This is a genomic window from Streptomyces sp. NPDC091282 (assembly GCF_044757385.1).
Taxonomy (GTDB): Bacteria; Actinomycetota; Actinomycetes; order Streptomycetales; family Streptomycetaceae; genus Streptomyces; species Streptomyces gramineus.
In genome coordinates this window covers 1,150,978-1,174,034 of sequence record NZ_JBIVUX010000002.1, presented here as the reverse complement: position 1 = coordinate 1,174,034, position 23,057 = coordinate 1,150,978, and the positions used below count along the sequence as shown (strand labels likewise).

General features: G+C 72.9%; 20 protein-coding genes. 12 read left to right on the top strand and 8 right to left on the bottom strand.

The features are described from left to right. Window positions 1-17 precede the first annotated feature (17 nt). Together ACIQOE_RS12320 and ACIQOE_RS12315 are read right to left on the bottom strand one after the other, a co-directional pair. On the bottom strand, window positions 18-497 hold the full coding sequence (locus ACIQOE_RS12320; protein WP_351325995.1) for a roadblock/LC7 domain-containing protein: 480 nt from the start codon (window positions 495-497) through the stop codon (window positions 18-20). After that, window positions 494-2,938, bottom strand: coding sequence for an ATP-binding protein (locus ACIQOE_RS12315; protein WP_401411253.1), 2,445 nt, complete (start codon window positions 2,936-2,938; stop codon window positions 494-496). Before ACIQOE_RS12315 ends, ACIQOE_RS12320 begins: the two co-directional genes overlap by 4 nt. Before the next feature lie 387 nt (window positions 2,939-3,325). Here ACIQOE_RS12315 and ACIQOE_RS12310 point away from each other — a divergent pair, with 387 nt between their 5' ends. Further along, the gene (locus tag ACIQOE_RS12310; RefSeq protein ID WP_401411251.1) at window positions 3,326-4,288 is read left to right on the top strand and encodes an ABC transporter substrate-binding protein; all 963 of its coding nucleotides are present in this window, start codon (window positions 3,326-3,328) and stop codon (window positions 4,286-4,288) included. An 80-nt stretch (window positions 4,289-4,368) separates the two neighbouring features. Here ACIQOE_RS12310 and ACIQOE_RS12305 read toward each other — a convergent pair whose 3' ends face one another. Continuing rightward, window positions 4,369-4,824, bottom strand: a complete 456-nt coding sequence (locus ACIQOE_RS12305) for a TerB family tellurite resistance protein (protein ID WP_351326000.1) — start codon at window positions 4,822-4,824, stop codon at window positions 4,369-4,371. A gap of 171 nt (window positions 4,825-4,995) precedes the next feature. Between ACIQOE_RS12305 and ACIQOE_RS12300 the strand changes: the two genes are divergently transcribed. From ACIQOE_RS12300 to tatA, 3 genes are all read left to right on the top strand, one after another. Further along, the gene (locus ACIQOE_RS12300) at window positions 4,996-5,358 is read left to right on the top strand and encodes a metalloregulator ArsR/SmtB family transcription factor (protein ID WP_362648127.1); all 363 of its coding nucleotides are present in this window, start codon (window positions 4,996-4,998) and stop codon (window positions 5,356-5,358) included. After that, on the top strand, window positions 5,348-7,852 hold the full coding sequence (gene mgtA / locus ACIQOE_RS12295) for a magnesium-translocating P-type ATPase (protein WP_401411248.1): 2,505 nt from the start codon (window positions 5,348-5,350) through the stop codon (window positions 7,850-7,852). The genes ACIQOE_RS12300 and mgtA overlap by 11 nt, the downstream gene beginning before the upstream one ends. 140 nt (window positions 7,853-7,992) lie before the next feature. Then, window positions 7,993-8,259, top strand: coding sequence for a Sec-independent protein translocase subunit TatA (tatA, locus tag ACIQOE_RS12290; protein ID WP_362648132.1), 267 nt, complete (start codon window positions 7,993-7,995; stop codon window positions 8,257-8,259). Window positions 8,260-8,266: 7 nt separating this feature from the next. Here the strand turns inward: tatA and ACIQOE_RS12285 are convergent, their stop codons facing one another. From ACIQOE_RS12285 to ACIQOE_RS12275, 3 genes are all read right to left on the bottom strand, one after another. Further along, window positions 8,267-9,247, bottom strand: a complete 981-nt coding sequence (locus tag ACIQOE_RS12285) for a sporulation protein (RefSeq protein ID WP_401411245.1) — start codon at window positions 9,245-9,247, stop codon at window positions 8,267-8,269. A gap of 220 nt (window positions 9,248-9,467) precedes the next feature. After that, window positions 9,468-9,920, bottom strand: coding sequence for a DUF6114 domain-containing protein (locus ACIQOE_RS12280; RefSeq protein WP_401411243.1), 453 nt, complete (start codon window positions 9,918-9,920; stop codon window positions 9,468-9,470). Continuing rightward, complete coding sequence (locus ACIQOE_RS12275; RefSeq protein ID WP_365576729.1) at window positions 9,920-10,618, bottom strand: DUF6230 family protein; 699 nt, start codon at window positions 10,616-10,618, stop codon at window positions 9,920-9,922. The genes ACIQOE_RS12280 and ACIQOE_RS12275 overlap by 1 nt, the downstream gene beginning before the upstream one ends. A 613-nt stretch (window positions 10,619-11,231) precedes the next feature. On the opposite strand from ACIQOE_RS12275, the gene ACIQOE_RS12270 reads away from it, so the two are divergent. Beyond that, complete coding sequence (locus ACIQOE_RS12270; protein WP_401411241.1) at window positions 11,232-11,882, top strand: Tat pathway signal sequence domain protein; 651 nt, start codon at window positions 11,232-11,234, stop codon at window positions 11,880-11,882. Between the two features lie 17 nt (window positions 11,883-11,899). Here ACIQOE_RS12270 and ACIQOE_RS12265 read toward each other — a convergent pair whose 3' ends face one another. Further along, window positions 11,900-12,841 (bottom strand): lytic polysaccharide monooxygenase, encoded by a 942-nt coding sequence (locus ACIQOE_RS12265; protein ID WP_401411239.1) that lies wholly within the window; start codon window positions 12,839-12,841, stop codon window positions 11,900-11,902. Between the two features lie 414 nt (window positions 12,842-13,255). On the opposite strand from ACIQOE_RS12265, the gene ACIQOE_RS12260 reads away from it, so the two are divergent. The 6 genes from ACIQOE_RS12260 (at window position 13,256) to ACIQOE_RS12235 (ending at window position 20,423) form a co-directional block, all read left to right on the top strand. Next, window positions 13,256-13,903, top strand: a complete 648-nt coding sequence (locus ACIQOE_RS12260; RefSeq protein ID WP_351326015.1) for a ScbR family autoregulator-binding transcription factor — start codon at window positions 13,256-13,258, stop codon at window positions 13,901-13,903. A 53-nt stretch (window positions 13,904-13,956) separates the two neighbouring features. Next, window positions 13,957-15,108, top strand: a complete 1,152-nt coding sequence (locus ACIQOE_RS12255; RefSeq protein ID WP_401411236.1) for a damage-control phosphatase ARMT1 family protein — start codon at window positions 13,957-13,959, stop codon at window positions 15,106-15,108. A gap of 161 nt (window positions 15,109-15,269) precedes the next feature. Next, window positions 15,270-17,432 carry a germacradienol/geosmin synthase Cyc2 gene (gene cyc2 / locus ACIQOE_RS12250; RefSeq protein ID WP_365562725.1) on the top strand — a complete coding sequence of 721 codons (2,163 nt, stop codon included), beginning with the start codon at window positions 15,270-15,272 and terminating at the stop codon, window positions 17,430-17,432. Between the two features lie 187 nt (window positions 17,433-17,619). Further along, on the top strand, window positions 17,620-18,174 hold the full coding sequence (locus ACIQOE_RS12245; protein ID WP_365562721.1) for a PDZ domain-containing protein: 555 nt from the start codon (window positions 17,620-17,622) through the stop codon (window positions 18,172-18,174). 114 nt (window positions 18,175-18,288) lie between these two features. Beyond that, window positions 18,289-19,419, top strand: coding sequence for an aminopeptidase P family protein (locus tag ACIQOE_RS12240; RefSeq protein WP_365562718.1), 1,131 nt, complete (start codon window positions 18,289-18,291; stop codon window positions 19,417-19,419). Window positions 19,420-19,478: 59 nt separating this feature from the next. Continuing rightward, entirely contained in the window at window positions 19,479-20,423 is a 945-nt protein-coding gene (locus tag ACIQOE_RS12235; protein ID WP_401411233.1) for an aminoglycoside phosphotransferase family protein, read from the top strand. Window positions 20,424-20,473: 50 nt separating this feature from the next. Here the strand turns inward: ACIQOE_RS12235 and treZ are convergent, their stop codons facing one another. After that, entirely contained in the window at window positions 20,474-22,219 is a 1,746-nt protein-coding gene (gene treZ / locus ACIQOE_RS12230) for a malto-oligosyltrehalose trehalohydrolase (RefSeq protein ID WP_365562715.1), read from the bottom strand. A gap of 176 nt (window positions 22,220-22,395) precedes the next feature. On the opposite strand from treZ, the gene ACIQOE_RS12225 reads away from it, so the two are divergent. After that, window positions 22,396-22,947, top strand: a complete 552-nt coding sequence (locus ACIQOE_RS12225) for a DUF1707 and FHA domain-containing protein (protein WP_351326026.1) — start codon at window positions 22,396-22,398, stop codon at window positions 22,945-22,947. Window positions 22,948-23,057 lie beyond the last annotated feature (110 nt).

Here is a 23,057-nt window from a genome sequence, read left to right as displayed (position 1 = left end):
TCGACCGGCTCCGCCGGTCAGCGCGTCTGTGGGACGCCGACGCTGTTCTTCAGCTCCAGGACCAGCTGCGGACTGAGCGCGGCACCGGCGCGGTTGGCGAACAGGGTCATCTCGTAGGCGATGTTGCCGAGCTTGGCCTCGTTGTCGGCGACGACGCCCAGCACGGCACCGCTGCCGATCGCGGAGACGATGACGTGGCCGCCCTCCAGGTCGATGATGACCTTGTTGAGGCCGCCCAGCCCGTAGTTGCCGGAGGCTCCGGCGGCCAGGCTGGTGATGCCGGAGACGATCGCGGCGAGGCGTTCGGAGTGCGCGCGCTCGCGCAGCTCCGACACCGCGATCAGCAGGCCGTCGGAGGACACGGCGATCGCGTCCACCACTCCGGCTGTCTCGGTCGCGAAGCGGTTCAGCAGCCAGGTGAAGTCGGCTGCGGCCGCCTGCAGGTCGGTCGGCGTGGCGGCGCCGCCCGTCGGGGTGTCACCTGTCGACGTGCTCACTGCTCGGCTCCTTCCGGAAGGTGGATCTGGTGGTGCGGCGGGTTGGTCTCGGGCGGCGCGGGCCGCTCGTGGCTTGCGGTGTCGCTCTCGCGCCGGGCGCGCTCCACCGCCGCCTCGAACTCCTCCAGCGCGTCCCGCTCGGCGTCGGCGTCGCGGTTGCGCGGCTGCTGGGCGAGGGCCTGGGCGGCCCCCGCGGTGGTGCGCAGGGTCGCGCCGCGCACCCGGCGGCGCAGCGGTCGCGACCCGTCGGGCGAGTCGGCCGCGGGCTCACCGGAGCGGGCGGCCGGGACCGGCGCGGGCGGTGCGTCCTGTGCCGTGGGCTCGCGGCGCGGCACCCGGCGCGGCAGGAGGCTCTCGGGCTCGGCGGCGGCCGGTACGGAGGCGGCGGCGGTGGGCCCGGTCGGCTCGGCCGTCGCCGTCGCCGTCGCCGTCGCCGTCGCCGCCTCGACGGCGAGCGGGGTGCCGGAGGTGTCGGCCACCGCGCTCATCGTCAGCAGCAGCCGCGACGGCAGGGTGACTTCGGCGGTGACGCCGCCGCCCGGGGTCCGGGTCAGCTCGACGCCGATCTCCCAGCGCCGGGCCAGCGCACCCACCACGAACAGGCCGAGCACCTTGGTCGGCATCAGGTCGAGGCGTTCGCGGCGGATCAGCCGGGCGTTCTCCTCGGCCAGCCGCTCGGCGCTCATGCCCAGGCCGTGGTCGGTGACGACGACGTGGGCGCCCCTCTCACCGGTGCGGACGGTCACCTCGACGGGGCTGCCCTCCGGCGAGAACGACACCGCGTTCTCCAGGAGTTCGGCCACCATCAGGGTGAGGTCGCCGATGATGTCCGGCTCGATCATCGCCTCGGTGCCGGCGTACAGCCGTACCCGCTGATAGCCCTCGATCTGGCCGAGCGCGGCCCGGACCACGTTGGACAGCGGGGTGGGCCCCGAGGACAGCACCGTCTCGCGGATGCCGGCCAGCAGCATCAGGCTGTCGGCGTTGCGGCGCAGGCGGACGGCGATGTGGTCGATGGAGTAGAGGCGTTCCAGCAGCGCCGGGTCGGTCTCGGCGCGTTCCACCGCGTCGATGAAGGCCAGCTGGCGCGTGGTCAGGTTGCTGACGCGGCGGCCGACGTTGCCGAACATCTCGGCGGTGTTGCGGCGGCTGAGCACCTGGCGTTCCAGGAGCGCGGCGGCCGTGGTCTGCACCTGGTTGAAGGCGTCGGCCAGGTCACCGATCTCGTCGCGGGCGGTGACCGGCATGTCCCGCAGCCGGGGCGGCCCGGCGTCCTCGGCGTCGTCGTCGGCGACCCGGGCGAGTTCGCGGCCCGCCACCTCGGCGACCTCGTGCGCGACCCCGGTCAGGGCCTGCACCGGGCGGATCACCGAGCGGCGCACCAGCGCGGCCAGCGCGATCCACAGGACGAAGCCGAACAGGGTGCCGGTCAGCAGGTAGATGGCGCGCGTCTTGGCCGAGTCGGCGGAGGAGTCGGCCCGGTCGGCGATCTGGCCGATGAGCGAGGCGGTGATGTTCAGCCGGGCCGGGGCCTGCTGCAGGTAGTACGGGTAGGCGGTGAGCGCCTGCGAGACCGCCCTGCGGATGTCCTCCTGGCTGCCGGCCTGCAGCCGGCTCGGGTCGATCTGCAGTTCGGCGAAGGACTGGGCGATCTGCGCCTGGGCCTTGGTGTGTTCGATCGAGGCCAGCTGGGCCGCCTGCCCCTCGGTGGCGAACCGGGCGAAGCGCTCGGCCTGGTGCTGGTAGAGGTCGTAGGCACCGACGGCGCTGGTGAGCTCGATCAGCGCGTTGGTGTCGCCGGTGGTGGCGGCGAGGACGTTGGTCTCGAAGGCGCCGTGGGCGGCGTCCGCGCGCAGCAGCGAGTCGAGCAGGTTGCCGGTGAAGGTGGCGGCGAGGTCGGCGTTGCGGTCCAGACCGAGGCCGTCGATCAGGTCGTCGGCCGCGCTGGAGTACGCCGGGTCGATGTTGTCCGCGGGCAGGTAGGACTGCTCGACGGTCTCGCGCAGGCTGGTCAGGCCCTCGACCTGCCGCAGCGCGTCCGCCTCGGTGTCCGGCAGCCGGTCGCCGAAGGCGTCGCGGACCGCGCGGAGCTGGGCGGTCACCGCGTGCTGGGCCGCGCGGTACTCCACCGAGGAGGGCTTGCTGTCGCCGGACTCGTAGCGCGCGGAGAGCAGGATCGCCTGCTGGTGCTCCGCCTCCACCTTGCCCACCAGCCGGGCCACCTGGGTGGAGTCCCGCACCAGCCGTGCCGCGTCGTCCGCGCTGGCGGACTGCCGCACCAGGTCGGTGAAGACGTAGGCGAGCAGTACCGTGATGACGGCGAGCGGCACACCGACCAGCAGGTTGAGCTTGCGCCGGAAGGGCCAACGGTCGGCGAAACCCCGTATCCCGCCGCGCTCCTGGGCGGGCCGGACGGTCGCGTCCACCTGGTTCGTGGACACCGGGCCTCCTTCATGAAGGTGTCTCGACTGTGGGGGCGTCTTCACCCCGAGCTGCTGCGGAACGACACCGAGTAGCGGGCCCCGTGCACCGCTGTGACCGATATCAACTGCCGTGAGACTACAGCGTTCTTGAAGCTCGATTCCGCTTGCTCTTTATCAAGAATCCGTTACAAAGAGACCGCTCTGCGTCCACAAGTGGGCACGGATCGAAGCCAATCGGTGACCCGGAGACACTTGACTCATCGAGAACCGGCTGGATTGGATCGTGTGGATTGGTTCGCAAGAGCGCCATGTGGTGCGCAGCAAACCCGTGTGGTGCGCAGCGGTCCCGCGTGGTGTCCAGCAACACCCCCACCCTTCTGTCCACAGCTCCCGGAAACGGCAACCGTGACTTCCAACACCCTTCCCAGCAGGTCAATCCGGACATACCGAGGTGCGGCGGCCGTCGCGCTCGCCGCGGCGACGGCCCTGCTGGCGGGCTGTTCCTCCTCCGACGACAGCAAGTCCGACCCGCTGTCCGACAGCAAGGCCGGCGGCGACAGCGTGGTCGTCGGTTCGAACAACTTCGCCGAGAGCACCCTGATCGCCGACATCTACGGCGAGGCGCTGAAGGCCAAGGGCGTCAAGGTCACCTACAAGCCGAACATCGGCAGCCGTGAGACCACCTACGGTCTGCTCAAGAACGGCTCGATCTCGGTCCTGCCCGAGTACAACGGCGCCCTGCTCGCCTACCTCGACCCCAAGGCCACCCCGAAGACCATCGAGGAGACCACCAAGGCGATCGAGGCCAAGCTGGACTCCAAGCTGACGCTGCTCGACCCGGCGGAGGCGCAGGACAAGGACACGGTGACGCTCAACGCGACGACCGCCGCCAAGTACAAGCTCACCGAGAAGTCCTCCATCGGCGACCTCAAGGACATCGCCAAGGACCTGGTCATCGGCGCCTCGCCGGAGTTCCAGACCCGCCAGCAGGGTCTGGTCGGCCTCAAGTCCGTGTACGGCCTGGAGTTCAAGTCCTTCAAGGCCCTCGACGCGGGCGGCGCGCTCACCCAGGCCGCCCTGAAGAAGAACGCGGTCCAGGCCGGCGACATCTTCAGCACGGACCCGACCATCACCAAGGAGAAGTTCGTCGTCCTCCAGGACCCCGAGAACCTCTTCGGGTTCGAGAACGTCCAGCCCCTGGTCTACAAGAGCGCCCTGAACCAGACGGCCACCGACGCTCTCAACGCGGTCTCCGCCAAGCTCGACACCGCGGCCCTGCTGGACCTCGACACCCAGGTCAGCTCCGGCAACAAGGACCCGCTGGAGGTGGCCCAGGCCTGGCTGAAGAAGGTCGGCCTCACCGGCTGACCCGCGCCCGGTGACCGCCGGGCGGCGCCAACGGCACAGGGACCCGCGGGCCCCTGTGCCGTTGGCCGGGCGGACAACGGTCAGAGGTCGAACTCGTGCGGCGGCAGGTCGAGCGTGAAGCAGGCCTCGCGGACCACGGCCTGCTCGGTCTTGTCGAAGTCGCCGTCCGCGCCGCCGATCACGATGCCGATCTGGATCACCGCACGCGCCTCGGCGGGCTTCTTCTTCGCCTTGGCGACCTCCTGCAGCACGCTCACCTTGCCGAAGGCGAAGTCGGCGGTCAGCTTGTCCAGGTTCTCCTCGAAACGCCGGCGCAGGTCGTCCGCCGGGAAGTTCTGCAACACCTCGTTGGTCGCGATGAGCTGGGCGACCCGCTGCCGCTCCGACGGATCGACGGTGCCGTCGGCGGCCGCCACGAGCGCGCACATCGCCATGCTCGCGTCGCGGAAGGCACCGCTCTTCAAGTCGTTCTTCTTCGCCACGAGCTGGGTCTGCATCTGCGTCGCGGAGTCCTTGATGCGGTCCCACAGAGCCATGCGCACTCACTCCTCGGTCGGTACGTGCCTGCCAAGAGTCCTGCTTGTCAGGAATTTGCTTCTACAACAACGTAGAAACTGACGCGGCCACCCGGAAGTTCCCGCGTCCTAGACTGTTCCCTCCGATCCGGTACGGATCCCCTCGACGCGGTGGACAGGAGGAGTACGACAGTGGCGCACGCCCCCGCCGGCAGCGGCCATGACGACCCCTCCACGGACGTGCTCACCGAGGCCGCCGCCGCCTTCGGACTGCTCGCCTCGCCCGCCCGGCTGCACATCGTCTGGGCGCTGGCCCAGGGCGAGAGCGACGTCACCGGCCTCGCCGAGCGGGTCGGCGGCGCGCTGCCCGCCGTCAGCCAGCACCTCACCAAGCTGAAACTGGCCGGACTGGTCCGCTCCCGACGGGAGGGCCGCCGCCAGGTGTACCTGGTCGACGACCCGGACGTGGTCGACGTCGTCCGCCTCCTGGTCGGCCGCCTGACCGCCCGCACCGCCGCCGCCGAACTCCCCGCACCCCGCCTCCATGGCCTCTGAGGGTGCGGCCGCCACCGCACTGCAGGTGCTGCGCGGGCTTGCGACGGGACCGCGCGGGCTGACCGAGGCCGAGGCCGCGGCCCGGCTCGCCGGCACCGGCGAGAACGTCCCGCCCGCCCCGCACACCGCCTCCTGGCCGCTGCGCTGCGCCCGCGCCCTGCGCGACCCCTTCACCGCCGTCCTGCTCACCCTCGGCCTGGTCTCCGCCCTCGTCGCCTCCTGGGGCACGGCCGTGGTCATCCTCGCCCTGGTCGCCGTCAGCTGCGGGCTGCGGGCCGCCGGCGAACACCGCGCCGACCGCTCGCTGGCCGCCCTGCGCGAACTGGTCGCCGGCACCGCCACCGTGCTGCGCCGCGCCGGAGCGGACGCCGCACCGCGGGCCCGTGAGATCCCGGTCGCCGACCTGGTGCCGGGCGACGTCGTACGGCTCGGCCCCGGCGACCTGGTCCCGGCCGACGTACGGCTGCTGCGCGCCCGCGGGCTGACCGTGCACCAGGCCGTGCTCACCGGCGAGTCGGCGCCCGTGGCCAAGGCCGCCGCCGAGATCCCCGGCGCGGACGTCCCGCCCGGCGCGGACCCCTTCGATGAGCCGCACCTCTGCTTCCAAGGCAGCGGGGTCGCCTCGGGCAGTGCCACGGCGGTGGTCGTGGCGACGGGGGAGCGGACCCGGTTCGCCGCCGCGCAGCACACGGCCGAAGGACGGCGGGAGGCGAGCGCCTTCGACCGGTCGGTGCACGGCATCTCCTGGGTGCTGATCCGCTTCATGCTGCTCACCCCGCCGCTGGTCCTCATGGCCAACGCCGCGCTGCGCGGCCGGGGCCTTGAGACCCTGCCGTTCGCCGTCGCGGTCGCCGTCGGGCTCACCCCCGAGATGCTCCCGGTGATCGTCACCACCTGCCTGGCCCGGGCCGCCGCCCTGCTCGCCCGCGCCCACCGGGTCGTCGTACGGCGGCTGCCCGCCCTCCACGACCTCGGCGCGGTCGACGTCCTCTGCCTCGACAAGACCGGCACCCTCACCCAGGACCGGCCCGTCGTCGACAGCGCGCTCGGCCGCGACGGGCACGCCGACCCGGACGTGCTGCGCTGGGCGGCCGTCGGCGCCTGGTGGACCCTCCAGCTCGCCGAACTGCCCGCCCCGGACGCCCTGGACGAGGCGCTGCTCGCCGCGGCCGGAGCGGTGGGCGAGGAGTACGACGGCGTCGGGGCGGTCCCCTTCGACCCCGCGCGGCGCACCGCCACCGCCGTCGTCGCCGGCGGCCTGGGCACCCACGTCCTGGTCACCAAGGGCGCCGCCGAGGACGTACTGGCCCACTGCGACCTCGACCCCGCCGCCCGCGAACGCCTGCTCGCCCTCGCCGCCCGCGAGGCCGGCGCCGGGCTGCGGGTCCTCGCCGTCGCGACCGCCAAGCGGCCCGCCCGCACCCGCCCCTACACGGCCGCCGACGAGCGGGGTCTGGTCTTCCGGGGCCTGGTCACCTTCCGGGACGCCCTCGCGCCCGGCGCCGCCGAGGCCCTGCGCGGTCTCACCGGTCTCGGCATCGGCGTCCGCGTCCTCACCGGGGACCACCCCGCGACCGCCGCCCGCGCCTGCCGGGACCTCGGCCTGGACGCGGTACGGGTGGCCGTGGCCGGCGACCCCGCGGACCTCACCGCGGACGTCGTCGCCCGCTGCACCCCGAAGGACAAGGCCCGGATCGTCTCCGCGCTGCGCGCCGCCGGGCACACCGTGGGCTTCCTCGGCGACGGCGTCAACGACGTCCCCGCCCTGCGCGCGGCCGACGTCGGGATCGCGCCCCGCACCGCCGTGGACCTCGCCCGCGAGACCGCCGACGTGGTGCTGGCCGAGAAGGACCTCGGCGCGATCGGGCACGCCGTCACCGCGGGCCGGCACAGCAGCGCCAACATCGCCTCCTACCTGCGGGTCACCCTCTCCTCCAATCTCGGCAACGTCATCGCGATGCTCCTGGCCGGCCTGCTGCTGCCCTTCCTGCCGATGCTCCCGGTCCAGGTGCTCGCCCAGAACCTGTGCTTCGACGCGGCCCAGCTCGCCTTCGCGTACGACCGCCCCGGCCCGGCGGCCCTGCGCCGCCCGACCGTGCTGCGGCCGCGCGCCTTCCTGCGGTTCATCACCGGCTTCGGCGTGCTCAACGCCGTCGCCGACCTGGCCACCTTCGGCGTCCTGGCGATCGCCCTGCGCGGTCCCGACGCCCTCGACGACCGGGCCGTCTTCCACTCCGCCTGGTTCACCGAGAACCTGCTCACCCAGGCCCTGGTGATGTACCTGCTGCGCGGCGGCAGCCGGCCGGGGCCCATCGGATGGGCCGCCGCCGCGCTGGCCGCCGTGGGCCTGCTGCTCCCGCCGAGCCCCCTGGGCGCGGCCCTGGGCATGACCGGGCTGCCGCCGGCCTGCCCGCTGCTGCTCGCCGCCGTCCTCGCGCTGTACGCGCCGGCGCTGCGGGCGGTGCGGGCACGCCACGACCGGCGCCTGCCGTAGCGAACTCGCGGCCGGGCCGGGGGACCGTTCGCGGAGCAGGGTTGTACAGTTGCGCAATGTGGCAATCGTCGCCGCTCGGCCGGGTGCGGGAAGCATCCCTGCGCCGGCACCGAACAACGTGAGAAAGGGAGGGGGCGGTCATGCTCCGTAACGGACTCGAACCCTGGCACCTGCTGGTCGTCGCGATCGTCTTCATCGTGCTCTTCGGTTCCCGGAAGCTGCCGGACACCGCCCGGGCCCTGGGCAAGTCGATGCGCATCCTCAAGAGCGAGGCGAAGGCGATGCAGAAGGACGACGCCTCCGCACCCGTCGAGCCCGCGTCGGTGAAGATGGCGGCGGAGCCGGCCCCGGCCCCCGTGCAGCCGGAGCCGGGCAGGACCGCCGAGCCGACCGCCACCGCGATCTGACCGGCCGCTACTCCTCGTCCCCCTCGAAGAAGTCGCCGATCTCGTCCACCGCCTCGGCCGCCACCAGCCCGCCGACCACGCCCACCGCGAGACCCGCCGCACCGGCGGCGACCGCCGTGCCGAGGCCGGGTCCGGAGCGGTGGTGGCCGTCGTGGTCCGCGCCGTAGCCGTGGTGCTCCGCGCCGTGGCCGTACGCCGCGTGGCTGCCGTAGGCCTCGTGGTGCGCGATCAACTGGCGGATCCAGCCGTCCACCTCGCTGTTCCAGTCCAGCGAGTGGGCGTCCTCGTGGCGGACCGTGAACCGGGTCAGCGCGTCGTGCCCGGAGGAGAACGGACCGCCGCGCTTGTCCGCCTCCAGGACCACCTCCAGGCCGGCCGGTGAGGCGAGGAAGGTCAGCTCGATCTCACGGACCGCGTGCGCGTACCGCGGAGCCGGGGTCAGCTCGATCTCCTGGTAGAAGGGCAGCTGCTGTCCGGTGCCGCCGATACGGCCGTACTCCAGGTCCGCCGACCGGAAGCCGGACCCCAGCTGCCCGAGGGCCTCCAGCACCGCCTCCTGGACGGGCAGCGGCCGCACCGTCAGCGGGTCCAGGTCGCCCTTGTCCCGGGCGCCGGCCACGCCGACCTCCGTGCGCACTCCGAGCACGATCCCGAGCGGCTGTCCGTACAGCTCGGTGACCGGCGTCTCCCACGGCAGCGGAACACTGAAGGGGACCTCCCGCTCCTCCTCCGGGCCGAGCCGGAAGCCGCCGCCGACCGTGAACCGCTCGAAGACGACCGCGCCCTCGCTCTCCCCTTCCTCGTGCTCCGCCTCGACGCGCGCGAGCAGGTCGAGCCCGATGTGCTCGACCTCCGCCGCCGCCGAGCCGCCCTTCAGCCGTACCCGCCCCGACAGCACGTGGCCGGGCAGCACCGCGGCGCCGTCCAGCACCGTGTCCACCGAGGGGCCGCCGACCCCGATCGCGCCCAGCAGCCGTTTGAACACCATGAAGCCGCCGCTCCTTCGCCGCACTCGTCACTCACACCCGGGCTGACCGTTCGTCACCCGGCTGCCCGCTGAACTCGCGGCCACGGCAAAGAAGTTCCCAAGTCACCTGTTCGGAGGAGGCGAGCGGGGCGGCGGCCGAGCGCGGGGCGAGGGGGCGCGGTGTTCCCGGACACGGAAAAGGAGGCGGACCGAGGGTCGCCGGTCCGCCTCCCGCACCGTGTCAGACCGCCTTCGCCCCTTCGCCGAAGCCCTGCGCGGCGGCCCGTTCGGGCTTGCGCCGCTTGCGCCTGCCGACCCGCGGTTCCTGGTCCGGCAGCCAGCCGAAGATCATGCAGCTGCCGACCGCCCCGAGGGCCAGGCCGATGAAGAAGCCGCCCAGGTTGGAGGTGACCCAGCTGCCCAGGGAGCACAGGATGCCGACGATGGAGTAGAAGAGCCGCTGCGAAGGGTTGAAGAGGGCCAGCAGGCCGCAGATCACCATCACCACCGGCAGCAGATAGCCGGCCAGGCCCTGCATGCCGACGTGGACGACCACCTTCAGCGAGGCCTTCTCGGTGAGCAGGATCCACCCGCCGCCCAGGGTCAGCAGCAGCCCGCCCCAGAACGGCCGGCGGGAGCGCCAGCCGCGGAAGGCGGCTCGCCGCCCCCGACGTTCGGTGCCGGTGCCGGACATCAGCAGCCCGAGTCGCTGAAGCCGAGTTTCAGGCCGGGAAGCTTGAACACGGCAGCGGTGGTCGCGTAGTTGGTCTGCCGCAGGTTGTCGATGTGCACGGTGTCGGCCTGCTGGCTGAAGACGCCCGCCGGGCCCTGGACGCCGGCCTTGTCGAGCGTGCTCGCGTCGTTGCCGATCTCGATGTTGTTGAAGGACGCGTTGCCCGACAGCTCCGTCGAGTCGGTGGTCAGGTCGGTCGCCTCCACCTTCGAGGAGCCGCTGCCCGCCTTGATCAGCAGGTTGACGCCGCCGAGGTCGACGCTCTGGCACAGGCTGTCCAGGGTCGCCTTCTTGATCGCGGAGGTGATGATCAGCACCTGGCCGCCGGTGTCGCCCTCGTTCGGGCTGTCCTTGATCATGTTGTCGAGCCCGCCGAACTGCTCGAAGCCGGTGCCGTCCAGCGACTTGGCGGTGACGGTGAAGGGCATGCCGGAGATGGAGAACGACACCCCCAGCACGCCCTGTGCGGTGAAGACCGCGAGGCCGGCCAGGGCCACGGTGGCCGGGACCGCCATCACGGCGGCCCGGCGCGCACGGACCCGTCCCCGTCTCGGTTCGCCTTCGGTGGCTCCGGTGCTCGGTGGTGCGTCGGAAGGAGAACCGCTTCCCGGGTTCTCCGGCGTGTTGTCGGCGGACGGTATGTCCGGGGACGAGGCCATGTCTGCTCCCATGCATCAGTCACGCGGGTTGGGCTTCAGTGGCACGTTGTCCTGGCGCGGACAGCGGCTGCCGCGCACGCCTCCTCGCAACTCCCGGCGGACGCAAGGGCTTTCTCGTTACGCAGCAGTAGCCATCCCGAAAGTTACCGGCGGTTACTTTAATGGGTCAAGGCAGATGTGAAAAAAGGGTGCTGAATATGCGTCAATTGTGCTCCGGCCTCGTATTCCCTTGATCGAATCCTCAACTCCCTTGTCTGCCCTTGACGTTGACGGTTGCTCAGGTCTACAAATCTCCCTGGTTTCCTTCGGATCCGTGGCGCCGGATCCGCCGAGCGGCATCGGCCGTTTCCCGGCCTTTTCGATCACCGCTCCGCGTACGGCGTCGGCACGGCCGCTTCCCCCGGGGGCCGTGCCCGAACGCCCCCGACCGGCCCGTCCGAAGGCCTCGACCCCCCAGGCCCTCGGCCGGTGCCCGGCTCGGTCGCCGCTGCCGGTCCGTCACGTACGGAGAAGGCGTCACGGGCCGGCGGCGGCCGGCGGCGCAGCCGCGTCCGCCGTGACCTCCCCACCTCTCTTCACCTCACGGAAGTCCCCTAGAGAAGAGGCAACCCGCATGCGTACGCGATCCCTCATCGCCCTGGCCGGTGCCGTCGTCGCCCTGTCGGCGGCCGCCACCGTGCCCGCCTCCGCCGACGGCGCGGTGCTCACCACCGGCAGCGCCGGCGGCACCGCCGTCGCCGTCGGCGACGTCCTCAGCGCGCCGCTGGCCTCCGGCACCAGCGCCACCCTCTACTCCAGCGCCACCGGCACCAGTGGCGTGAAGTGCACGTCCTCGGTCTTCACCGCCAAGGTCACCGACAACCCGGCCGCCCCCGGCACGGCCACCGAGTCGGTCACCGGGCACACCTTCGACGCCAGCAGCTGTTCCAGCAACGTCCTCGGCGTCACCGGTGTCACCGGCATCACCGTCGACAACCTGCCCTACTCCACCGCGGTCGCCTCCAACGGCACCCTCACCGTCACCCCGGCGGCCGGCTCCACCATCCAGACCACGGTGAAGCTGAAGACGCTGCTGGGCAGCATCACCTGCGTCTACCAGGCGCCGAGCCTGTCCGGTACGGCGAGCAACTCCGGCAACAGCATCGCCTTCACCAACCAGGCGTTCACCAAGGTCTCCGGCTCCTCGCTCTGCTTCGCCGCCGGATACTTCACCGCCAAGTACGCACCGGTCACCGACAACGGCGCCACCGTCTTCGTCAACTGACCGGATCGCGCCGGTGGTCAGCGCCGGCGCAGACGCAACGCCAGGGCGGCGCCCGCGGTGAGCACCAGCACCGCGGCGGCGCCGCCCGCCAGCAGTGGCGCCGACGGGCCCGATCCCGTGCTCGTGTCGGAGGCCACGGGAGCGCTGTCGGCGGCGGCGGTCGTGGTCCCCGGCGAGGGGACCGCTGCCGCCGTCGCCGTCGGCCGTGCCGAGGCGGCGCCGGTGCGCGAGGCGGTGGCGGTGGGCGCCGGGCTCTTCGAGGCGCTCGGTGCCGGTGTCGCACGGGTCCGCGGACGCGTGGCCGCCGTCGCGGCCCCGCCGCTCGTCCGCGCCGGGAACACCACGTCGGAACACGAGTAGTAGGTGTCCGCCGTGCTGCTGTTCTGCCAGATCGTGTACAGCATCTGACGGCCCGTCCGGTCGGCGGGCAGGGTCGCCGTGAAGCGGTACGCCCCGTTCGTCAGCGGCGGGTCCCTGAACTCGGCGAAGGGCCGCTCCGGCAGCTCGGACCACGTCAGCGGCTTCGCGGGGTCGTACCCCTGCTTCGTCAGGTACAGCTTGAACGTGCCGGCGTGCGCGATCGTCGAGGCGTACGTCATCGTCATCCTGGCGCCCGGGGTCAGCCGGGTCGCGGGCCAGTCCGCGCGCGCCAGGTCGAGCCCCCGGTACGCCGGCAGGTTGCCGCTGCACAACCTGCCGTCCGGAATCACCTGCCGGTCACGGCCGTCGACCCCCGCCACCCGCAGGTTGTCCCACGCCGTGAAGTCCTGCCCGCTCGCCCCGATCGCCGCCCGGCAGGCCGCCGTGCCCGCGCTGCCGCCGCTGGGGGAGCAGGCGTAGACCCGGCTGACGGGGTCGGTGGGCGCGCCGTGCGCCTGGGCGGAACCCGCCGCACAGGACAGCAGGAGCAGCGGAGCCGCGACGGCGGCTCCCGTCACACGGGCGGTCGTCCGGGTCATCGGGACGTCTCCTCGGCGGGCGCGGGTACGAAGTCTGCCGACGTGAGTACGGAGTTCGGACCCGGGCCGTTCAGCGTGGCCGATCGCGGGCGGGGCCGGCCCGGCCGGTGCGCGGACTGCGCAGGCGTCATTGAGAACCGACCGTGCGGCTCGTATCGTTGTGATCGCCGGTGCACACCAGGACGTCCGCATCACCCCCGGGAGCCGGCACGGACGCGAGGGGGTGACGTGTCCCGATCCCGTGCGTCGGTGCAGCAAGGCCGCCGATCGCGAGGCCGGGCCCGCCACTTGGGGATGTCCGTCACCAGGGTCCGCGCAGGTGCCTCCCGTTGCCGCACGGTGAGCTATCGTGTGCACGGGGTGAGAAACAAACCGCATGCCCCGTCGGTTTGGAGCCGTGAGGAGTGTCGAGTGATGGCGAGGCAGTTACGCGCGGAGCAGACCCGCGCCACGATCATCACGGCCGCCGCCGACCTCTTCGACCGGCGCGGCTACGAATCCACCAGTCTGAGTGAGATCGTCGAGCACGCGAAGGTCACCAAAGGGGCGCTCTACTTCCACTTCGCCGCCAAGGAGGACCTGGCACACGCCATCATGGAACTCCAGGCCCGCACGTCGGGCCAGTTGGTGAAGGAGCTGGACAACCGCGGGTACTCCTCGCTGGAGGCCCTGATGCGCCTGACGTTCGCGATCGCCCGGCTCTCAGTCGACGGCCCGATCCCGCGCGCCGGACTGCGGCTGTCCACCGCGGACGTCAGCGTGCGGCCGCCGCTGCGGCACCCGTTCACCGAGGCCCTGGAGTTCGCCACCCGCAAACTCCACGGAGCGGTCAAGGAGTCCGACGTCCACCCGGACATCGACATCGGCGCGGTCGCGCACTCCCTGGTCTGTTTCTTCGTCGGGACCCGGGTGGCCGGCCGCAACCTGGAGCCGGTGGGACGACTGCCGCGCCGGGTCGCGGAGATGTGGTTCCTGATGATCCGCGGCCTGGTCCCGGTGCACCGGCGCGCCCGCTACCTGACCCTCGCCACCCAGCTGGAGCGCGAGATCAGAGCCGGGTGACGGGCGGCGTCGGTCCGGCGGAGCCGGGCGGCCCGCGCGATAGCGTGACGCCCATGCCCGACTCCGCCGCCGCACCCGTGATCCTCGGCACCACCGGCCCCTTCCCGCACGGCGTGCTGGCCGAACGGCACCCCGCGATCATCCGCCGGGTCCGGGACGCCTTCCCGTACGGCCCGGCACAGCACCGCGCCCTCGACGCCCTGCTGCACGACTGCACCGAAGGCACGATCGGGCCGCTGCCCGGCGACGACCGGTGGCGCGGCTGGGGCCTGGACCGCCACCTCGGGCAGTCCTGGTTCGACGTGCCGTGGCTGTGGTCGGAGAGCTACTTCTACCGCCGGCTCCTGGACGCCGTCGGCTACTTCGACCCCGGCCCCTGGCAGGGCATCGACCCCTTCCGCCCCTTCAAGCTCGCCGAACTCGACGCGAAGGAGACCGACGAGGAACTGGCCGCGCTCGACACCCTCGGCGAGGACCCGGACCGCGCCCTGCTGCACGGCTCGCTCTGGGGCAACCGCGCCGACCTCGGATTCCGTCTCTCCGCCGAGTCCGGCGAGGCCGTCTCCGCCCTGGTCGCCGACGACAGCGCCGGCCTGTGGCCGCTGCTCCGGGGCGGCACCCTGTGCATGGTCGCCGACAACGCGGGCCGTGAACTCGTCCCCGATCTGCTGCTGATCGCCCACCTCCTGGACACCGGGCGGGTCGCGGACGCCGTCCTGCACCTCAAGCCGTACCCCTCCTACGTCTCCGACGCCACGACCGCCGACCTCCTCGACGCCCTGCGCAGGCTCACCGCCGCGCCCGGTGCGGCCGCCGCGTACGGCCGCACCCTCTGGTCGGCGCTGTCGGACGGCCGGCTCGCCGTGCGCGCCCACCCCTTCTCCTGCGCCCCGCTGCCGTACGCCGAGGCGCCGGGCGACCTGCGCGCCGAATGGGGGGCCGCCGACCTCACCCTGTTCAAGGGCGACCTCAACTACCGCCGCCTGGTGGGCGACCGGCTGTGGCCGCCGACGACGCCGTTCGCCGAGGTCACCGACTGGTTTCCCGGCCCGGTGGCCGCGTTGCGCACCCTCAAGTCGGATGTGATCACCGGCCTTTCCCCGGACACCGTGGCGGCCCTGGACGCGGCCGAGGGGCAGCGCTGGCGCACGGCCGGCACCCACGCCCTGATCCAGGTCAACCCGAGCCCGGCGGCGTCGGCCTGAGGCACGGCCCGTCCCTCGAAGTCCCCCCCCGCGCGTCCGGCGGCCGGGGGTGCGCCCACAGCGAGTGTCCGAAGTTCCCGGGTTCCGCCCGGGTTCACGCGATGGTGTGATCATGTGCCCCGTGGTGGATGGCCGTTGAAGCGCCCGGGTAGGGCCCGGCCATGACGCAGCCGTTCGAACTCCCGCACTTCTACATGCCGTATCCCGCGCGGCTCAATCCGCACCTGGAGGAGGCCAGGACCCACTCCACCGAATGGGCCCGCGGGATGGGCATGCTGGAGGGATCGGGGATCTGGACCCAGGCCGACCTGGAGGCACACGACTACGGCCTGCTGTGTGGCTACACCCACCCCGACTGCGACGGCCCCGCCCTGTCGCTGATCACCGACTGGTACGTGTGGGTGTTCTTCTTCGACGACCACTTCCTCGACATGTACAAGCGCACCCAGGACCGCGCCGCCGGCAAGGCCCATCTCGAACGGCTCCCGCTGTTCATGCCGCTCGACCCGGCGGCACCCGTGCCGGAGCCGCGGAACCCGGTCGAGGCGGGCCTGGCCGACCTGTGGGCGCGCACGGTGCCGTCGATGTCCGTCGACTGGCGGCGCCGCTTCTCCGTCGCCACCGAGCACCTGCTCAACGAGTCGATGTGGGAGCTGTCCAACATCAACGAGGGGCGGATCGCCAACCCCGTCGAGTACATCGAGATGCGCCGCAAGGTCGGCGGCGCCCCGTGGTCGGCGGGGCTCGTCGAGTACGCGACGGCCGAGGTGCCCGCCGCCGTCGCCGGGACCCGGCCGCTGCGGGTCCTGATGGAGACCTTCGCCGACGCCGTCCACCTGCGCAACGACCTGTTCTCCTACCAGCGCGAGGTCGAGGACGAGGGCGAGAACAGCAACGGCGTGCTGGTCCTGGAGACCTTCTTCGGCTGCACCACCCAGCAGGCCGCCGACACCGTCAACGACATCCTCACCTCCCGCCTGCACCAGTTCGAGCACACCGCCCTCACCGAAGTCCCCGCCGTCGCCGCCGAGAAGGGCCTCACGCCCGGCGAGGCCGCCGCGATCGCCGCCTACACCAAGGGCCTCCAGGACTGGCAGTCCGGCGGCCACGAGTGGCACCTGCGCTCCAGCCGCTACATGAACCAGGGCGCCGTTGCGGCCTCCTCCTGGCAGCACCTCACCGGCCCCGGCACCTCCGCCGCCGACGTCGGCGCGCTGCTCGCGTCCGCGGCCGCGGAACGCCTGCGGGCCTACTCCCATGTCCCCTTCCAGCAGGTCGGCCCCTCCCTCCTGCCCGACTTCCACATGCCCTACGAGGTCGAGCTGAGCCCGCACCTGGACGCCGCCAGGTCCCGGCTCACCGCCTGGATGCACGGCACCGGCATGCTCGCCGAGGGCGTCTGGGACGAGGACAAGCTCGCGGCCTCCGACCTGGCGCTCTGCGCCGCGGGCCTCGACCCGGACGCCACCCCCGCGGAACTCGACCTCGCCACCGACTGGCTGGCCTGGGGCACCTACGCCGACGACTACTACCCGCTGGTCTTCGGCGTCCGGCGCGACCTGGCCGGCGCCCGGCTCGCCACCGCCCGCCTGTCCGCCTGCATGCCTCTCGCCGACGAGCCCGCCACCGTGCCCGCCACCGGCATGGAACGCGGCCTGGCCGACCTGTGGGCCCGTACGACCGCCGGAGCGAGCGCCGAGGACCGGCTCGCGCTCAGGCAGTCCGTCGACGTGATGACCGAGAGCTGGCTGTGGGAGCTGTCCAACCAGCTCCAGCACCGCGTCCCCGACCCCGTCGACTACCTGGAGATGCGCCGGGCCACCTTCGGCTCCGACCTCACCTTGAGCCTGGCCCGCCGCGGCCGCGGCCCGGCGATCCCCGCGGAGGTCTACCGCAGCGGACCGGTCCGCTCCCTGGAGAACGCCGCCATCGACTACGGCATGCTCGTCAACGACGTCTTCTCGTACCAGAAGGAGATCCAGTACGAGGGCGAGTTCCACAACGCGATCCTGGTCGTGCAGAACTTCTTCGGCGTCGACTACCCGACCGCCCTGCGTGTCGTGCACGACCTGACGACCCAGCGGATGCAGCAGTTCGAGCACGTCGTCGGCAATGAACTCCCGGTGCTGTACGACGACTTCGAGCTGTCGTCCGAGGCGCGCGCGGCCATGGACGGCTACGTCCGCGACCTGCAGAACTGGATGGCCGGCGTCCTGAACTGGCACCGGCACGTCGACCGCTACACGGCCGGCCACCTCGCCCGCCGGGCCCACGGCTTCCTGCCGGACCGTCCCCCGCTCACCCCGGCGCTCCCCGCCGGCTGACCGTCCCAGGTGTCACCGGCACGGACCCCTTCGACCGAGGTCCGTGCCGGACCCGAGGCTGCCCGTCCGCCGGGACCGGCGCGCGGGCGGCGGCCCCGCCTTCCGCGGCCGGCCCCACGGCAGTCTCACTCGTTCGTGTCACGTCGCGACCGCGCGGGCCGGGTAGGGCTGCGGCTGGAGGCGAACCATGGAACAGACCGCTTTGCGTCCCAAGCCGATCCCCGGTCAGGACCGCCGGGACGACACCGAACCCGGCCCGGCCCGGCACCCGCACGCCGCCCCGCGGCGCGGCCGGCGGGTCAGGTCCCTGCTGTTCTGCCTGTCGGTCGGCACGGTCCTGCTGCTGACCGGGGTCGGACTCGGCACGGCCGGCGCCACGGTGATCGGCATGAGCAGACTGGCCGACCTGCGCAGGCAGCCCCCGCCGTCACCCGCGGGACCCGTCCCGTCGGCCGCCCCGGCCCCCGCACCCGCGGCGGCCGCGACCCTGGGCGTGGAGGCCGTGGACGCCGAGCGGGTGGGCGCGCTGGTGGTCGGCGTGCACGTGCCGGGGCCGGGCTACACGGCGGGGCTGGTCCGGGGCGACGTCCTGCTCCAGCTCGGCGACCGGCGGATCGACAGCGCGGCCGACCTGGTGAGCGTGGTCCGCGCCGCCCCGCCGGGCAAGGAGGCGAAGCTCACGGTGCGGCACGCGAGCGGCGGCTACCAGCAGCTGACGGTGGTTCCCGGTGTCGTGACGTGACCATAGGGGGCGGCCGGCGGCGCTCGTGCGCGAACCGGCTCGCGCGGCCCCTCCGCTCCGGGCAGGATGCATGCCGGGGCCGTACCGCCCCGCATCCGCGCAAGGAGGCCCTGGATGACCGGCACCACCCCCGCCGCGCCCTTCACCGCAGGCGACTACAGGTCCCGTATGGCGCGCGCGGCGCGGACCGCGGCCGAGGCCGGACTCGCCGGCCTCCTGATCGCCCCCGGCCCCGACATGGTGTGGCTCACCGGCTACACGCCCACCGCGGTCACCGAGCGGCTCACCCTCCTCGTCCTGACCCCCGGCGGCGACCCCGTCCTCGTCGTCCCCACGCTGGAGGCCCCCGACGCGGAGAAGGCCGACGGCGCGGCCGTGCTGAGCCTGCGGAACTGGACCGACGGCACCGACCCCTACGCCGTCACCGCCGAGCTGCTCGGCAAGGACGGCCGCTTCGGGGTCAGCGACAACGCCTGGGCCATGCACCTGCTGGGCCTGCAGAAGGCGCGTCCCGACACCGCCTACGCCTCCCTCACCGACGCGCTGCCCATGCTCCGCGCCGTCAAGGACGCGGCCGAACTCGACCTCCTCGCCGCCGCCGGAGCGGCGGCCGACGCCGCGTTCGAGGAGATCCGCACGGTCGCCTTCGCCGGCCGCCGCGAGTCCGACGTCGGCCACGACCTCGCCGCCCTGCTGCGCCGGTTCGGCCACGAGCAGGTCGACTTCACCATCGTCGGCTCCGGCCCCAACGGCGCCAACCCGCACCACGAGGTGGGCGACCGGGTCATCCAGGACGGCGACATGGTCGTCCTCGACTTCGGCGGTCTCAAGGACGGCTACGGCTCCGACACCACCCGAACGGTGCACGTGGGCCCCCCGACCGCCGAGGAACGCGAGGTGCACGACATCGTGCGCGCCGCCCAGGAGGCCGGCTTCGCGGCGGTCCGTCCCGGGGCCGCCTGCCAGGACGTCGACCGGGCCGCCCGCGCGGTCATCACCGACGCCGGGTACGGCGAGTTCTTCATCCACCGCACCGGCCACGGCATCGGCGTCACCACGCACGAGCCGCCGTACATGATCGAGGGCGAGGAGCAGCCGCTCGTGCCCGGCATGTGCTTCTCCGTCGAACCCGGAATCTATCTGCCCGGCCGCTTCGGGGTACGGATCGAGGACATCGTCACGGTGACCGGGGAGGGCGGGCGTCGTTTCAACAACACCACCCGCGAGATGGTCGTCGTGGGCTGACCGACCGGCTCCGGCGCACCCGCCCGCCCCCTCCACCCCGAACGGCGACGGCACGATCCATGACCAAGGCACCGACACCCACCGCGGACACCGTCCGCCGACTGGTCCGTTCCCTGCTCAGGGAGAGCACGGCCATGACCCCGGGCCCCGACGTCCGGCCGGTGGCGGCCGGCGGTGAGCACTTTGCCTGGTGGGTCGGCACCCGGTACGTGCTGCGGCTCGCGCCCGACCGCGAGGCCGCCGCGCGGATGCGCCGCGAACTGCGCCTGCGCGACCTGGCGCGCCCGCACCTGCCCGTCACCGTCCCGGCCGGCGTCGCGCACGGCGAGTGGGCACCGGGGCTGACCTGCGCGCTGGACGTCGTGATCCCCGGCGGCACCGCCGAGGAGCACGACGTCTCCGCGGTCGGCGAGGCCGACCTCGCCGGACTGCTCACCGGGCTCCGCGAGGTGCCGGTACGGCAGGCCGAGACGCTCGGCGTGCCCCGCATCCCGCCGCGCTCCCTGGAGGCGCTGCGCAGGATGGCCGTGCCCGCCGCCGAACGCCTCGCCGTCGCCGACGAGTTCGACCCCGCGCCGCTGCTGCACTTCACCTCGCCGGGCGCCGTCCAGCTCGCCGCCCAGCCCGGTACGGCCGTGCTGGTCCACCACGACCTCAAGGGCGAGCACCTGGTGGTCAGCGCCGACGGCAGGGTGCGCGGTGTCCTCGACTGGACCGACGCGGCGGTGGGCGACCCCGCCGAGGACATCGCCGGGCTCGCCCTCGCGGTCGGCTCCGGCGCGGCCGTCCGCGCGGCCACCCTCGCCGGCTACGGCGTCCGCCCCTGCCTGCGCGGCCTGTGGCTCGCCCGCTGCGACACCGTCCTGCGCCTCACCGACCGCCTGGACGGCCGCGACGACCGCCCCCTGCCGCTGCTGCGCACCCAGCTGCGGCGGGCCTGGGAGGCGATCCTGCTGGAGCGCGTGTCGGACCTGCGCGACGACGACGCGGACGGTCAGGCGTAGGCGCGGGGCACGCCCGTGTGCCCCGCGCCCGCCTGCTCACGCCCGCCTGCTCACGTCTGTGTCAGGACCACGCACGACGCGGGCGGCACCCGCAGCAGCCCGTGCGCGTCCGGTGCCGTCACGGTGTCCCACGCGGCCAGCACCTCCACCCGCCCGGTGCCCAGCGGGATGGCGGCCGCCTCCCGGCCCAGGTTCACCGCGACCCGCACGTCACCGCGCCGGAACGCCAGCCAGCGCGCCTCCTCGTCGTACGCCACCTTGGTGTCGGACAGGTCCGGGTCGGTGAGGTCCGGCTGCTCGTGGCGCAGCGCGATCAGCCGGCGGTACCAGGCGAGCACGCGCGCGTGCGGTTCGCGTTCCGGCTCCGACCAGTCGAGGCAGGACCGGTCCCGGGTCGCCGGGTCCTGCGGATCGGGGACGTCCTCCTCCGCCCAGCCGTGCGCCGCGAACTCCCGCCGCCTGCCGCGCCGTACCGCCTCCGCCAGCTCCGGGTCGGTGTGGTCGGTGAAGAACTGCCACGGGGTGGCGGCCGCCCACTCCTCGCCCATGAACAGCATCGGCGTGAAGGGCGCCGTGAGCGTCAGCGTGGCCGCGCACGCCAGCAGGCCGGGGGAGAGGACCGCGGAGAGGCGGTCGCCCTGGGCGCGGTTGCCGATCTGGTCGTGGGTCTGGCTGTAGCCGAGCAGCCGGTGCCCGGCCACCCGCGCCCGGTCCAGCGGCCGGCCGTGCCGGCGGCCCCGGAAGCTGGAGTAGGCGCCGTCGTGGAAGTAGCCGCCGGTGAGGGTCTTGGCGACGGCGGCGAGCGGAGCGCGCGCGAAGTCCGCGTAGTAGCCCTGGGACTCGCCGGTCAGCGCGGTGTGCAGGGCGTGGTGGAAGTCGTCGTTCCACTGCGCGTCCAGGCCGAGCCCGTGCTCCGCGCGCGCGGTGATGACCCGCGGGTCGTTCAGGTCGGACTCGCCGACCAGGAACAACGGCCGGCCCGACTCGGCCGCCAGAGCCGCCACGGCCGCCGAGAGCTCCTCCAGGAAGTGGCACGCGCGCGTGTCGCACAGCGCGTGCACGGCGTCCAGGCGCAGGCCGTCGATCCGGTAGTCGCGCAGCCAGGCCAGCGCGCTGCCCACCAGGTACGCGCGCACCTCGTCGGAACCGGGCGCGTCCAGGTTGACCGCCGCGCCCCAGGGCGTGTGGTGGGTCTCCGTGAAGTACGGCCCGAACGCCGGCAGGTGGTTGCCCGACGGCCCGAGGTGGTTGTGGACCACGTCCAGGACGACACCGAGCCCGAGCCGGTGGGCCCGGTCGACGAAGCGCTTCAGCGCCTCGGGGCCGCCGTACGGCTCGTGCACCGCCCACAGCGAGACCCCCTCGTACCCCCAGCCGTGCCGGCCGGGGAACGGGCACAGTGGCATCAACTCCACGTGTGTGACGCCCAGTTCCCGCAGGTGCTCCAGGCGTTCCGCGGCCGCGTCCAGGGTGCCCTCGGGCGTGTACGTGCCCACGTGCAGCTCGTAGAGCACCGCGCCGGGCAGCGCCCGGCCCGGCCACACGGCGTCCCACGCGTACACGGCGTGGTCGACGACCGCGCTCAGCCCGTCCGGCCCGTCCGGCTGGCGGCGCGAGCGGGGGTCGGGCAGCACCGGGCCGTCGTCCACCGCGAACCCGTAGCGGGTGCCGTCCTCGGCGTCCGCGTCCCCGGCCCACCAGCCGGGCCGTCGCGGATCACGCTCCAACGCGCGTGCGGCGCCGTCGCAATGGAGCGTCACACGGTCTGCCTGCGGTGCCCACACCTCGAACTGCACGGACGGTTCCCCTTCGTCTGGCTCATCGTGAGGTAGTCCGTCCATCGTGCCGTGAAAAGAGATCAATCCGCTTTGAATCCCGGCTTTGCCGACGGGTGTCGCCGTACGTACGCGCGCGGGACGGCCCTTTCCCCGTTTTCTGGACACCCGGGGTTCACTGACCGAGAATCGGCAGCGTGACGTCGTCCTTCGAGTTCAACACGTATCCCGCGCGGCTGTCCGACGCGGAGCGCGAGAAGGCGCTGAGTGTGCTGCGCGACGGCGTCGCCATGGGACGGCTGTCGCACGACACGTTCGTACGCCGGATGGAGCTGGCGCTGGCCGCCCGCCGGGCCGACGAACTCGCCGTGCTCACCGCGGACCTGCCCCAGGAGAGCCGCTTCGCGCGCGTGCTCCTCGGCACCGTGGAGGCCGTCTCCGGGTTCACGGTACGGCTGCGCCGGGCCTGGCAGGCCGAGCGGCTGCCCAAGCTGCTGCTGCCGCACCCCGGCTCCGGGTACCCGCTGCGCATCGGCCGCGATCCGGCCAACGGGCTGCGGCTCAACCACGAGACGGTCTCCCGGGTGCACGCCGAACTCCGGCGGCAGGGCGGCGTGTGGGTGCTCAGGGACCTCGGCTCCACCAACGGCACGACCGTGAACGGCCGCCGGGTCACCGGTGCCGCCGTCGTCCGCGAGGGCGACCTGATCGGTTTCGGACGGATGTGCTTCCGGCTGTCGGCGCACTGAGCCCGCACCTTGTTCACACCTTTTCTCACGTGGCCGAAAAACGTTTGTCCGCCGCGGTGTTGACGTACCGGACAAGTCGTGACTGACTGTGCGTACTCCATGCACATCAC

What these genes read in the sequence shown, in the direction of transcription:
- ACIQOE_RS12245 (WP_365562721.1), top strand. Translation starts at nt 17,620, where the DNA reads ATGGAACAGACCGCTTTGCGTCCCAAGCCGATCCCCGGTCAGGACCGC.
- ACIQOE_RS12275 (WP_365576729.1), bottom strand. Translation starts at nt 10,618, where the DNA reads ATGGCCTCGTCCCCGGACATACCGTCCGCCGACAACACGCCGGAGAAC.
- ACIQOE_RS12270 (WP_401411241.1), top strand. Translation starts at nt 11,232, where the DNA reads ATGCGTACGCGATCCCTCATCGCCCTGGCCGGTGCCGTCGTCGCCCTG.
- ACIQOE_RS12260 (WP_351326015.1), top strand. Translation starts at nt 13,256, where the DNA reads ATGGCGAGGCAGTTACGCGCGGAGCAGACCCGCGCCACGATCATCACG.
- tatA (WP_362648132.1), top strand. Translation starts at nt 7,993, where the DNA reads ATGCTCCGTAACGGACTCGAACCCTGGCACCTGCTGGTCGTCGCGATC.
- ACIQOE_RS12240 (WP_365562718.1), top strand. Translation starts at nt 18,289, where the DNA reads ATGACCGGCACCACCCCCGCCGCGCCCTTCACCGCAGGCGACTACAGG.
- cyc2 (WP_365562725.1), top strand. Translation starts at nt 15,270, where the DNA reads ATGACGCAGCCGTTCGAACTCCCGCACTTCTACATGCCGTATCCCGCG.
- ACIQOE_RS12235 (WP_401411233.1), top strand. Translation starts at nt 19,479, where the DNA reads ATGACCAAGGCACCGACACCCACCGCGGACACCGTCCGCCGACTGGTC.
- mgtA (WP_401411248.1), top strand. Translation starts at nt 5,348, where the DNA reads ATGGCCTCTGAGGGTGCGGCCGCCACCGCACTGCAGGTGCTGCGCGGG.
- ACIQOE_RS12255 (WP_401411236.1), top strand. Translation starts at nt 13,957, where the DNA reads ATGCCCGACTCCGCCGCCGCACCCGTGATCCTCGGCACCACCGGCCCC.
- ACIQOE_RS12285 (WP_401411245.1), bottom strand. Translation starts at nt 9,247, where the DNA reads ATGGTGTTCAAACGGCTGCTGGGCGCGATCGGGGTCGGCGGCCCCTCG.
- ACIQOE_RS12305 (WP_351326000.1), bottom strand. Translation starts at nt 4,824, where the DNA reads ATGGCTCTGTGGGACCGCATCAAGGACTCCGCGACGCAGATGCAGACC.
- ACIQOE_RS12280 (WP_401411243.1), bottom strand. Translation starts at nt 9,920, where the DNA reads ATGTCCGGCACCGGCACCGAACGTCGGGGGCGGCGAGCCGCCTTCCGC.
- ACIQOE_RS12265 (WP_401411239.1), bottom strand. Translation starts at nt 12,841, where the DNA reads ATGACCCGGACGACCGCCCGTGTGACGGGAGCCGCCGTCGCGGCTCCG.